The 13,310-nt window shown below is 60.5% G+C and carries 3 protein-coding genes and 2 pseudogenes; 4 read left to right on the top strand and 1 reads right to left on the bottom strand.

The genetic code is table 11. From position 1 onward, the window contains the following. Nucleotides 1-13 precede the first annotated feature (13 nt). On the top strand, nt 14-778 hold the full coding sequence (locus tag AAHB66_RS20440) for a siderophore-interacting protein (protein WP_347114331.1): 765 nt from the start codon (nt 14-16) through the stop codon (nt 776-778). On the opposite strand, the gene AAHB66_RS20435 is transcribed toward AAHB66_RS20440, so the two are convergent. Next, the gene (locus AAHB66_RS20435; RefSeq protein ID WP_347114329.1) at nt 779-1,948 is read right to left on the bottom strand and encodes a DNA repair protein; all 1,170 of its coding nucleotides are present in this window, start codon (nt 1,946-1,948) and stop codon (nt 779-781) included. It lies immediately after the preceding gene. A gap of 292 nt (nt 1,949-2,240) precedes the next feature. Here AAHB66_RS20435 and AAHB66_RS20430 point away from each other — a divergent pair. The 3 genes and pseudogenes from AAHB66_RS20430 (at nt 2,241) to AAHB66_RS20420 (ending at nt 13,285) form a co-directional block, all read left to right on the top strand. Then, nucleotides 2,241-3,909: pseudogene (locus AAHB66_RS20430) on the top strand (ShlB/FhaC/HecB family hemolysin secretion/activation protein). Nucleotides 3,910-3,921: 12 nt separating this feature from the next. After that, nucleotides 3,922-12,902 (top strand): annotated as a pseudogene (locus AAHB66_RS20425) (hemagglutinin repeat-containing protein). Continuing rightward, nucleotides 12,899-13,285, top strand: coding sequence for a contact-dependent growth inhibition system immunity protein (locus AAHB66_RS20420; RefSeq protein ID WP_347114327.1), 387 nt, complete (start codon nt 12,899-12,901; stop codon nt 13,283-13,285). Before AAHB66_RS20425 ends, AAHB66_RS20420 begins: the two are co-directional and overlap by 4 nt. The last annotated feature ends 25 nt before the right edge of the window (nt 13,286-13,310 follow it).

Below are 13,310 nucleotides of genomic sequence, written 5' to 3'. Positions count from 1 at the left end.
ACGAAGGCAAATTATGACCACAACCCGCTACCCCCAACGTGTCCGTAACGATCTGCGCTTTCGCGAGCTGAACGTGCTCCGCGTCGAGCGCGTCAGTGCAGGTTTTCAGCGCATCGTCTTAGGCGGCGAGGCGCTGGAGGGCTTCAGCTCCCGCGGCTTCGACGACCATTCCAAAGTCTTTTTCCCGGAAAAGGGCACCACCTTTGTACCGCCGGTGGTGACGGACGAGGGCGTGGAGTGGGGCGACGGCGTGCGTCCGCAGGCGCGGGATTATACCCCGCTGTATGACGCGGCCCGTCACGAGCTGGTGCTCGACTTCTTTATCCACGACGGTGGAGTGGCAAGCAGCTGGGCAGTGGACGCAAAGCCGGGGGATACACTGTCTATCGGTGGCCCGCGCGGTTCGCTGGTGGTGCCGGAAGATTACGCCTGGCAGCTGTACGTCTGCGATGAGTCGGGTATGCCCGCGCTGCGTCGTCGTCTGGAGGCGCTGCGCGCGCTGCCGGTGCGCCCGGAGGTTCACGCCGTGGTCACCGTTGCCGATGCCGCCTGTCAGGACTATCTGGCCCACTTAAGCGAGTTCAACATCAGCTGGGTGGTGGGGCATAACGAGCAGGCGGTCGCGGATCGTCTGGCGACGCTCAGCGTGCCGGCAGAGGATTACTTTATCTGGCTGACCGGGGAAGGGAAGGTGGTGAAAAACCTGAGCCGCCTGTTTGAAACCGACGCCATCGATCAGAAGCTGGTGCGTGCCAGTGCGTACTGGCACGCCAAATAATCAGGCCACGTCGTCGAACTGCGCTTCGCTGACCTGATGTTCGAGCGAGGTGCGCACCTCGTGCAGGGCTCTCTCCTGCTGGGCAAAATAGGCTTCCATATTGCTCAGCGACGAGACCAGCAGCCAGGACTCCTCCTTCTCCAGCTCCGCCAGCTCGCTCAGCAGGGTGTCGATCTGCTCCCGAACCTGGGCCATCTTTTTGCGGATACGGGTCAGGTCGTTCAGCCTGTCGCTGGCCATCAGCGGCTCCAGCCCCTGATGCAGCCGGGCCACCAGCGAGCGGATCGCTTTCACGTCGCCACGCTGCTTCGCCTGGTTCAGCTGCACCATCATGGCGTTGGCCTCTTCCTTCAGATCGTCCGCCACCAGATCCGGGTGACAGAGCTTGCTCGCCTGGCGCCAGAGCCGTTTTAACTCGTTCTGATCCTCTTCGGACAGGTCCTTGCCCTTGCGCAGGCGGATCTCCGCTTCATGCTGCTGCTCGCGGTATTTTTCGTACTCGTCGTTGGCCTCGTCCCGCGCCTGGCGGGCAGGCTCCTCTTCACGGGTTAAGCCCGTTTCCAGCTCATGGGCTTCGGCCAGCAGGTTGGCGATCAGGTTGCTTTGCTGCTGCAGTTGCTTACGCGCCGTGGCGGCCTGCACCGAGTCGGCGGGCAGATCGCGCCAGTGCTGAGTCAGGGTGGTCAGCACCTCCACCGCCTGGGCGACATACTGCTGGCAGCGGCGATAGTCCGCTTCCCGACGGCGCGCCTCGGCCTGCTGACGGCGCAGATTAAGCTCCGCCAGGGTTTTGCGCAGGGCGAGGATCTGGCTCATCAGTGGGCCGAGACGGGTAAGGTAGAGGTCGTTGAATTCGTCCAGCTGCTGAACGCGGGCGTTACGCCTGTCGATGAGATCGCGCAGACGCTCTTCCAGCGCCTTCAGCTCCAGCTTGCTGGCGGCCAGCTGCGGATCGCGCCACGTTGTGACGGCACGCTGGCTCTGCAGCCAGTGGGTAATGGCCGCCATCGCCCCGGTGTAGTTTTTCTGCTCAAGCGCCACGACGATCGCCTGCAGCTCATCGTCAAAGGCTTCGCTTTTTAACCGTGCCAGCTGGCTCTCGATGATGTCGTCATCTTCCAGTTCGATGGCATTTTTAATGATTTCCAGCCGTTTGATCGGTGTGCTCATGATGCTTTTCGCTTTTGCGCTTAAGTATTTGAGTTAAGGATAGTTGTCAGGAAAACAACAGGGAATAATACACATGTCTGATGAATGGCGCGACGGGGGAATGCGTTAATTTTGCGCCAGGTAATGCGGCTGAGATAATTCAATAAATTCCTGAAACAGCGGAAAAGTCCGAAAAATGACCTTGCGGGCGTTTACTTATATTTACAGGGGTTACTTTTTGACATAATTTGCCCCTTTTTTGTACGCCGGTCTGAAAACGGACAAAAGTCAGGGGGACGCAGTGAAGACAAGGATGACCCAATTTACCGGGCTTTTGGTCGGTATCCTGTTATGGCCGATCGGCAATGCTCACGCGGCGCTCCTGTCGCCCGCCGATCGTAGCGCCGTTCAGCAGCAGCAACAGCTGCTGCTGGATCAAAACCAGCGTCAGCGCGACGAGCTGGAACGCAGCACGGTACTTCCCCGGACGCCTTCCTCGCCTGCACTTACTCCTCCTGACGGCCGCTGTTTTGTGATCTCCCGGATTGTGCTCGACGGCACCACCGTCATGCCGGAGGCTGCCCAGAGCCGCCTGACTGCCCCCTGGCGCAACCAGTGCCTCGATATGGCAGCCCTCAACGACCTGACCCACGCGGTCTCCGACTGGTATATCAGCCGGGGCTATATCACCAGCCGCGCCTTTCTGACCGAGCAGGATCTGACCCACGGCACGCTGCATATCGCGGTGCTGGAAGGTAAGCTCCAGCAAATTCAGCTGGAGGGGGGTACCTGAACGCACGCTGAAGATGGCTTTTCCGGGACGGGTGGGCAAGATCCTCAACCTGCGCGACATTGAACAGGGGATGGAGCAGCTGAACCGGGTGCGCCAGACTCCGGTTCAGATTGAGATCCTGCCCGGCGACCAGCAGGGTTACTCCATCGTTAACCTGACCGCTGCCCCGGAGTTCCCGCTGACCGGCTCGCTGAGCTTTGATAACAGCGGGCAAAAGAGCACCGGCACCGGCCAGCTCAGCGGGGTGCTTATCGGCAACAACCTGTTAGGGATCGCCGATAAATGGTTTATCAGCGGCGGGCGCAGCAGTGATTTTTCCAGCAGCAAGGATGCGCAGAACTTTGCCGCGGGGGTCAGCGTGCCTTATGGCTATGGCCTGCTCGATTACAGCTACAGCTGGAGCAACTATCTCAGCACCATTGATAACAACGGCTACCACTGGCGCTCGACCGGCGATAACGAAACCCACCGGCTGAACGGCTCCTGGGTGCTGTTCCGCAACGGGGATATCAAGACCAGCGCCGCGGTGGGGCTGACCCACCGCATCAACCACAACTACCTCGACGACGTCCTGCTCGCCACCAGCAGCCGCAAGCTCTCCAGCTTTTCGCTGGGCATTAACCACACGCAAAAAATCGCCACCGGCGTGGCGACCTTTAACCCGACCTTCACCCAGGGTGTGCCCTGGCTGGGGGCCGAGGATGATAACGACAAGCACGGCGATGTGCCGAAAGCGGAGTTTCGCAAGTGGAGCGTCAACGGCAGCTATCAGCAACCGCTGACCGACAGGCTGTGGTGGCTCTCCAGCGTCTATTTCCAGTGGTCGCCCGACCGGCTGTACGGCAGCGAGCGCTTAACCCTGGGGGGCGAGACCTCGGTGCGCGGCTTCAAAGAGCAGTACCTCTCCGGCGATAACGGCGGCTACTGGCGTAACGAAATCAACGCGTCGCTCTTCACCCTGCCGTGGATCGGGCAGATCGGTGCAGTGGCGGCGCTGGACGGCGGCTGGCTGAAAAAAGACGGTTTCGACCGTTACGCCTCCGGCACCTTGTGGGGTGCGGCCGTCGGGCTGACCAACGTGAACCGCGTCTTCTCCAGCCAGTTCACCGTCGGGACGCCGCTGGACTACCCGGACTGGCTGGGGCCGGATCATCTGAATATTTATTACCGCGTGTCGGTGGCGTTTTAAGGGACAGGGACGATGAAAAAGGAACAGGCAAGTTTATCCCGTCGGGTGCTGAGCAGCTTACTGAGCGTGCTGCTCGCCACGCAGCCGCTGCTTCCGGCCGTGGCGGCAACCCTTACGCCGACCGGCAATACGCAGCTGGATCATGCCGGCAACGGCGTGCCGGTGGTCAATATCGCCCCGCCGAATGCCGCGGGCATTTCGCATAACCAGTATCAGGATTACAACGTTGGCAAAGAGGGGCTGATCCTCAACAACGCCACCGGCAAGGTGAATCAGACCCAGCTTGGCGGCCTGATCCAGGCCAACCCTAACCTGAAGGCGGGCCAGGAAGCGGCGGGCATTATCAACGAAGTCACCGGCACCAACCGCTCGCAGCTTCAGGGCTATACCGAAGTGGCGGGCAAAGCTGCCAACGTCATTGTCGCCAACCCTTACGGCATCACCTGTAACGGCTGCGGGTTTATCAATACTCCCAACGCCACGCTGACCACCGGCAAGCCGGTGCTCGACGCCAACGGCCGGTTGCAGTCGCTGGACGTCAGCAAAGGCAGCATCCTGATTGAAGGCCAGGGCCTGGACGGCAGCCAGAGCGATGCGGTGTCGATCATCTCCCGCGCCACCGACATTAACGCCCAGCTGCACGCCAAATCACTGACGGTAGTGGCAGGAGCCAACCGGGTGGCGGCCGATGGCAGCATCAGCCCGATCCCCGGCGAAGGCGACGCCCCAAAAGTGGCGGTGGATACCGGGGCGCTGGGCGGCATGTACGCCAACCGTATTCACCTGGTCTCCAGCGAGAAAGGGGTGGGCGTCAATCTGGGCAATCTCAATGCCCGCGACGGGGATATTTCGCTGGACGCCAGCGGAAAACTGACCCTGAAAAACAGCCTCGCCAGCAGGGCCATTACCGCGAAGGGTGAAAGCCTGGCCCTGAGCGGGGATCACAAAGCGGGTGGCGACATCACCCTGAACAGCCAGAGCGATCTGGCGCTGCAGGATGGCTCCCTGAACAGCGACCGTGACCTGGTCCTGAATGCCAGCGGCACGCTCTCGCACAGCAAAACCAAATTGACCGCCGGGCGGGATGTCTCCCTCACGGCGCAACAGCTCTCCCAGGATGCCGGCAGCGAAACCGATGCCGCACAGAATATCAGCGTCAATACCCGGGGCAGCGCCACCCTTAACGGGCGCATGACGGCCGGGCAAAATCTGGCGGTAGCCGCCGATAACCTGACGCATAACGGCGAGCTGGTGGCGGGGAATGCGCTATCCCTCAATGCGGCCAGCCAGACGCTTAACGGGGCGATTAACGCCACCGGCGATATCAGCGTGGCAGGTCAACGCGTGACCACCACCGGGGCGTCGCAGATTCAGGGCCGTAACCTGAGCATCAGCGCAAAACAGGCGGATCTGAAAGGGACCCAGGCCGCAAAAGGGGCCCTGACGGTCAACGCCAGTGACACCCTGTCGCACAGCGGCAAAAGCAGCGCGGGCACGATAACCCTTAGTGCGCCGCAGCTGGACAACAGCGGCGTGGCGATCGCGTCGGCACTTAATACGCAGTCACAGAAGCTCTCCAACAGCGGGCTGTTGGAGGGGGGATTCGTCCCTGCTGCTTGATACCCGGGAGCTGGACAATCAGCAAAACGGGACGCTCTACAGCGCAGCCAGTCTTACCCTCTCCATTCCGACGATCAATAACAGCGGCCTGATTATCAGCGACGGTGCGCTGGCAGTTGCGGCCAACACCCTCAACGGTGCCGGGCTGTTGCAGGGCACCGATGCGCTGGCCCTGAGCGGAGATACGCTGTCTCAGGGGGCGGCGGGGCGCTGGCTGACCGCGGGCTCGCTGGATATCACCGCCGGGCAGCTCGCCACCGCAGGCACCATCCAGGGGCAGGATCTCCGCGTTGATGCAGGCGACTGGCGGCATTCCGGCTCCGCGCTTGCCACCGGCGATTTTAATGCCCGTGCAACCGGCTACCTGCTGAACGACGGCGATCTGATGAGTCAGGGCAAGCTGACCTTCAACGTACCGCAGCTCACCAACAACGGTAATCTGCTCGCTGCGGGTGACATGCTCCTGACCGGCGCCCTGAACAACCGGGGCGATCTGCTGAGCCAGCAGGCCCTGACGGTTAACGCCCGGGACATCACCAACAGCGGTCGGCTGCAGGGGCAGAACATTGCCCTGACAGGCACAAATTTGACCAACAGCGGCGCCATCCAGAGTGCGCTGGATCTGGCCCTGACGTTGAGCGGTGACATGGCGACCGTCACCGGCAGTAAAATCACCGCCCTGGGCCATGCCCGACTCAGCGGGAAAAACCTCGACAACCAGGGGCTGCTGAGCGCGAAAAACCTCACTATCGACGGCGACTCGCTCAGCAACGGCGGGGAGATCAGCGGCGTCAACGGGCTTAACCTGCAGCTGACGGGCAACCTGAAGCAGCAGGGGAAGATGCTGAGCGGAGCTGGACTCACCGTCCGGGCGGACGACATCAGCAACAACGGTCAGATGCAGGGGGATAACACGCAGCTTGATGCCCGCACGCTGACCAACAACGGACGTCTGCAGGGCGACAGCGGCCTGACGCTGACGCTGCTGGACGCGCTGACCAACCAGACCAAGGGCATCATTCTCAGCCAGAACGCCCTTAGCGTAACCGCGCCAGCGCTGAGCAACGACGGCACGATTCAGGGGAAGGGGCCCACCACGCTCAACAACGCCACGCAGGTGCAAAACAACGGCAATATCCTCTCCGGCGATGCTCTGACGCTGACCACTGCGGACTACCGCGGGGCAGGCTGGCTGCAGGCGACGGACCTGCTGATGAATGCGGCTAAACTCGCTAACAGCGGCACTATGATGGCGGCCCGCGAGGCCACCTTTACCGGCAACAGCCTGATCAACGCCGGAACCCTGCAGGCGGCACAGCTGACCGTAAACACGCCGACGTTGACCAACAGCGGCACCCTGCTGGGGAACAACAGCCTGACGCTGACCAGTGACAGTATTAACAACGACAACGGCAACCTGTTCAGCGGCGGCGACCTGCTGACCGAAGCGGCCTCACTCAGCGGCGTGGGCCAGATTGTGGCCCTCGGCAACCTGACGCTGAAGCTGGCGAACAGCTGGACGGCGCAGGGCGTGGTGGCGGCAAATAACCAGCTGACCGTGACCAGCCAGGGCGACCTCAGCAACCAGGGCACCCTGCAGGGCAACGGCATTACGCTGAACGCCGCGGGCAAGCTGACCAATAACGGCCTGATTACCGCAGGCGGCGGCACCACCGCGCTCTCCGGCAGCCAGATTGCCATGAATGACAGCGGCTCGCTGCAGGCCGGCGGCGATGTCAGCCTCTCCAGCCAGGGCGATATCACGCTCGATGGCTTTACCGGTACCGCCGGGAATATGGTGATCACCGCCGCCGGGTCGGTGATCAATACCGCGCTGCTGTATGCCGGAAATAACCTGTCGCTGTTTGCGGATCGTATCGAAAACCTGCGTGGCGATATGCTGGCGGGCAATGACCTGGTGATGCAGAAGGATGCTTCCGGCGCGGCGAACACCGAGATCATCAACGCGTCGGGGAATATCGAAACCACCAACGGCGATATCACCATTAAGACCGGGCATTTGCTGAATACCCGCGATGGCCTGTCCGCCACGACCACCACAACCCAAAACCCTTCATCCATTTCCGGGTTGGGGAATGCGACCATCGATATCAACATCTCTCAACTGCCTGACGGCAGCTACGGGAAATATATTGCCAGGTATCCTTCAGAAGTCTGTACCGGGGGCGTTAACACGCACTGTACGGTGAATAAAGGCAGTACCGCCTGGGGCATGCGAGCCGATCAGACTGAGCAAAAATACGCCCTCAGCCAGACGGTGACCTCCGTTTCAGCTACTGGCGGTGTAGCGGGTATTCGCTCTGGCAACGATCTGTCCATTAGTGCTGAGCAGCTTGAGAACAATGCCAGTGCGATCCTCGCTTCCGGTGATATTTTCCTGACGGGCAATACGCTCTCCAACCAGTCCTGGCAGAACGCCACGACAGCGGAATACTGGAAATATGTCTACCAGGGACAGGTGGGTTATGCTGATCCTGATAGCCCTATCACTGTCACAGGTGATGATATTGGCACCGTGATCCTGCCTAAACCTGTTTCAGATAAAATTCGTTTTACGCTGGATGGTAAAACCACGGAAACGGTACACGGTGATATCTACCGCGCGGTCATTCAGGCGGGTGGCACTGTTACACCTCTGTTCGACCGCGATATCAGCAACACCAACACCACGGCAAATGCCGGACGCATCAGCAATACCGTTGTTGCACCGGATCTGAATACTCCATCAGCACAAAGCATCGCGGGTGGTGTGAATCAGCAGTCACTGGCTGATGCGAACGCGATGGCTATCACCGCGCCGGACTGGCAGAACAGCGCTGACGGCCAGGCCATTGCCGACGGCACCAGCCTCGTACCTGGCGGCATTGACGGCAACTATCCTCTGCCTTCCGGCAATAACGGTTACTTTGTCACCTCCACCGATCCGGACAGCCCGTACCTGATCAACGTCAACCCAAAACTCGACGGGCTGGGACAGCTCGATCCTTCGTTGTTTGGCGACCTGTGGAAACTGCTCGGCGTTAATCCGGGCGCCGCTCCGCGCGAAACGGCCAGCCAATACACGGACAGTAATCAGTTCCTGGGGTCAGCGTACATGCTTGACCGCATGGGGCTGGATCCGGAGAAAAATTACCGCTTCCTCGGCGATGCCGCCTTTGATACCCGGTACGTCAGTAACTATGTGTTAAACCAGACCGGAACCCGCTATATCAGCGGTCTGGGCTCCGACCTCGACCAGATGCGCTACCTGATGGACAGTGCCGCCGACGCACAAACCTCGCTGGGGCTTAACTTCGGCGTGGCGCTGACGGCAGACCAGATAGCCGCCCTCGACCACAGTATCCTGTGGTGGGAGACCGCTACCGTTAACGGCCAGACCGTGATGGTACCGAAGGTGTACCTCTCTCCGAAGGACGTCACGGTGCAGAGCGGCAGCGTGATTAGCGGGTATAACGTGCAGCTGGCGGGCGGTAACGTCACCAACAGCGGAAGTACGCTGCTGGCGCTGAAGGGCCTGTCTGTCGACAGCAGCAACAGCATCAGCAACCTGAACGCCGGACTGCTCAGCGCAGGCGGCGGACTCAATCTGAGCGCGCTAGGGGATATCAACAATATCGGCTCCACCATCAGCGGTAAAACCCTGGGGCTGGAGAGCGTTACGGGCAGCATTAACAACGTCACCCAAACGCAGGCGTGGGATGTGGACGCGGGTCGCGTGCGCTTAAGCGGTACGGATGTTGGCGTCACCTCGTCCATCACCGCAACGGACGGGCTGGTGATGCGCGCCGGGCAGGATATCAACATCGCCGGAGCGAACGTGGCGGCGGGCGGTAGCCTAGGCATGGCGGCCGGTAACGATATCAATATCACCGCCAACGAGATTGCGCAGAGCGAGACCCGTTCGCCACGCAACAGCGCGACAACAGAGACCTCTTCCGTCACGCAACAGCGCAGCACCCTGACGGCGGGAGACGATCTTACCCTGCTGGCCGGGAACGATCTCAATGCCCGCGCCGCAGCCATTGCCGCCGAAGGGGATGTTGGCATCCAGGCCGGTCGCGATCTGAACCTGCTGGCAGAGGCCACCTCTGAAAGCACCAGCAGCAAAGCGAAGAAGAAAACCGCCATCGATGAGTCCGTGCGTCAGCAGGGCACAGAGATCGCCAGCGGCGGCAACGCGGTCATCATCGCCGGGCGCGACATGAACGCGCAGGCCGCAGAGGTGACGGCGCAGGGCGATATCGGCGTGGCGGCGGGTCGGGACGTCAATCTGACCACCGCGACCGAGAGCGACTATCGCTACCGCGAGAAAACCAAAACCAGCAGCGGGTTCCTGAGTAAAAAGACCACCCACACCATCAACGAAGACAGCGCCACGCGGGAGAAAGGTTCCCTGCTGAGCGGCGATAACGTGACGGTGCAGGCCGGAAACAACCTGCTGGTGAAAGGCTCGGCAGTGGCCGGTGACGGCGACGTGGCGTTATCGGCAGGCAACAACGTCGACATCGTGGCGGCCACCAACACCGACACCTCCTGGCGCTTTAAGGAGACCAAAAAGTCCGGCCTGATGGGCACGGGCGGGATTGGCTTCACCATTGGCAGCAGCAAATCCACTCACGACCTTCGTGAAAACGGCACCACCCAGAGCGGGAGCTTCAGCACCGTCGGCTCGACGGGCGGCGACGTCAGCATCACGGCGGGTAAACAGGCCCACATCGGCGGGGCGGATATCATCGCCCAGAAGGATCTCCGTCTGACCGGTGACAGCGTGGTGATTGAGCCGGGCCACGATAAACGCACCCGCGATGAGAAGTATGAGCAGAAGAGCAGCGGCCTGACGGTGGCGCTGTCGGGCACTGCGGGGAGCGCGCTGAACAGCGCGGTCACGACGGCGCAAAGCGCGAAGCAGAGCAGCGATTCGCGTCTGGCCGCCCTGAAGGGCACGCAGGCGGCGCTCTCCGGCGTGCAGGCCGGGCAGGCGGTGGCGCTGGACCAGGCGAGAGGGACTTCTGACAGCGGTAACACCAACACCGTGGGTATCAGCGCGTCGCTGGGTTCGCAGTCGTCTAAATCCTCATCGCATATGCAGAGTGAGACGACAGCTGGCAGCACCCTCAACGCGGGCAGTAACGTCACGATTAACGCCACCGGGAGCGACATCACCGTGGCGGGCAGCCAGATCAAGGCCGGTCAGGACGTGACGCTGGATGCGGCCCGGGACTGGAACCTGATTGCCTCGCAGGATACGCAGCAGACGTCGGGTAAAAACAGCAGCAGCGGCGGCAGCATTGGCGTCGGGCTGGGGGTGGGCTCCGGTGGCGCGGGGTTCAGCATCTCCGCGAACGCCAACAGCAGCAAAGGGCACGAGAAGGGCAACGGGGTCCGGCAGAACGAGAGCACGGTGGATGCGGGTAATCAGCTCACGATTAACAGCGGGCGCGATACCACGCTGGCCGGCGCCCAGGTGAGCGGCGAAACCGTGGTGGCGGATATCGGGCGCAACCTGACCATTGCCAGCACGCAGGACAGCGACCACTACGACAGCAGGCAGCACAGCGTCAGCGGCGGCCTGGGTTACACCTTCGGGGCGGGCGGTTTCTCCGGCAGCATCAGCGCCAGCCGGGACAAAATGTCCAGCGACTACGACTCGGTGCAGGAGCAGAGCGGGATTTTTGCCGGGAAGGGCGGCTTTGACGTGACCGTGGGCAACCACACTCAGCTCGACGGCGGGGTGATTGCCTCGACGGCGGAGGCGAACAGGAACCGCCTCGACACCGGCACGCTGGGCTTCAGCGATATCCACAACCGGGCAGAGTTCAAAACCGAACATCAGGGGGGCGGGGATCAGCTCCGGGGGCAGCATTGGCAGCCAGTTTGCCGGGAACATGGCGAACGGCCTGCTGGCCGGGGGCGGTAACAGCGGCGATGCACAGGGCACCACCCGGGCGGCGGTAAGCGAGGGGACGCTGACCGTCCGTGATACGGCGAACCAGCAGCAGGACGTGGCGAACCTGAGCCGGGATACGGAGCATGCGAACGGCAGCATCAGCCCGATATTTGACAAGGAGAAGGAGCAGCAACGTCTCCAGGAAGTGCAGCTGATTGGTGAGATTGGCTCGCAGGCGGCAGACATTGCCCGGACGCAGGGGGAGATCAACGGGCTGAATGCGGCGCGGGCGAAGCTGGCGGAAAAGGGCGAGCAAGAGCCGGGGCCGGATGCCACGGAGAAGGCTAAAGCCGACTACCAGAAGAAGCTGCGCGAGACGTCTGAATACAAGACGGCCATGGAGAAGTACGGCACGGGCGGCACCATCCAGCGGGGTATCCAGGCGGCGACGGCGGCGCTGTCGGGGCTGGCAGGCGGGGATATCGCCGGTGCGCTGGCGGGAGCGTCGGCCCCGGAACTGGCTTACTTCATCGGGCATCATTCTGGTCTTGGCGAGGATGATGTCGCGGGCAAAGCCATTGCCCATGCCATACTGGGCGGCGCGGTGGCGGCCATCCAGGGTAACAATGCGGCGGCAGGTGCCGCGGGCGCGGCCACGGGCGAGCTGGCGGCGAAAGCGATAGCGGGGATGCTGTATCCTGACGTGACGGACCTGTCGAAGCTGAGCGAGGAGCAGAAGCAGACGGTCAGCGCCCTGGCAACGATTTCAGCAGGCATGGCCGGAGGGCTGGCGGGGGACAGCACGGGGTCTGCGGTTGCCGGGGGACAGGCCGGGAAGAATGCGGTTGAGAATAATACGCTGGCAATCCCCGCTCCACCGCCACCAGTTGCAGGCAGTAACACCGGCGATGCGGTGAACGATGCCAACCAGACGATGGCATCGGCGCTGGACAAGAAGCTGAAGGAAATGAAGGAAGCGCTGGATAAAGCGACCCAGTGCTCTTTCGGAAGAGCCTGTTCAGCGGATGATGCAGAGCAGACAGAGGGTCCGAATGCAGGCAAGAACCTGACGGATGCTGAGAAAGCTGAATATGGTGGTGCAGGTTCAGGAACCGGTACACCGCCACCGCCGGAAAATGATCCTAAGCAACAAAATGAAAAACCTGTAGAGAAGCTTAATCAAAAGCAGGAAAGTGCGATTAAGAAGATCGACAACACGATTAAAAATGCACTGAAAGATCATGATATTACGGGGACTCTCAAAGATATGGATGGAAATCCAGTACCCAAAGAGAATGGAGGGTATTGGGATCATATGCAGGAAATGCAAAATACGCTTAGAGGGTTAAGAAATCACGCGGATACATTGAAAAACATCAATAATCCCGAAGCTCAGGCTGCGTATGGCAGAGCAACTGATGCTATTAATAAAATAGAATCAGCTTTGAAAGGACATGGAATATGATTACTTTTCGTAAATTGATCGGGAATTGCGTCGTGACGAAAGAACCAGAACAACAATCACCACTTGAACTCTGGTTCGAAAGTATTATCGATGTGCCTATTGAACAGTTGCCAGTGGAAGATCTTTGTCGTGCTATTCGACAGGAACTTTTTATTGATCAGTTGATGCCAAGGGTGTTGGAAGTTCTGACTGAAGAACCGTTAGCGGGTGAGTATTACGATGGTGAACTAATAGCAGCCCTATCGACAATAAAAGGAAATGATCTAAAAGATCAGAAAGGTACCTTTGTCCAAATAAGGCAACTTATAAACCAGATATCTCCCTCAGATATCAATGATGACCTGAGAAAAGATATATCAAAAATCAATCAAATAACCGTATAGCTAATCCCCGGCTTTAGCGCCGGGA

This window comes from Leclercia sp. S52, from assembly GCF_039727615.1.
Classification (GTDB): Bacteria; Pseudomonadota; Gammaproteobacteria; order Enterobacterales; family Enterobacteriaceae; genus Enterobacter; species Enterobacter adecarboxylatus_B.
Note: the sequence above shows the minus strand (reverse complement) of the source record. Positions and strands in the feature narration are given on the sequence as shown.

Bases quoted from the DNA above. Each gene is read 5' to 3' on its own strand.
- AAHB66_RS20440 (WP_347114331.1), top strand. From the start codon at position 14: ATGACCACAACCCGCTACCCCCAACGTGTCCGTAACGATCTGCGCTTT.
- AAHB66_RS20435 (WP_347114329.1), bottom strand. From the start codon at position 1,948: ATGAGCACACCGATCAAACGGCTGGAAATCATTAAAAATGCCATCGAA.
- AAHB66_RS20420 (WP_347114327.1), top strand. From the start codon at position 12,899: ATGATTACTTTTCGTAAATTGATCGGGAATTGCGTCGTGACGAAAGAA.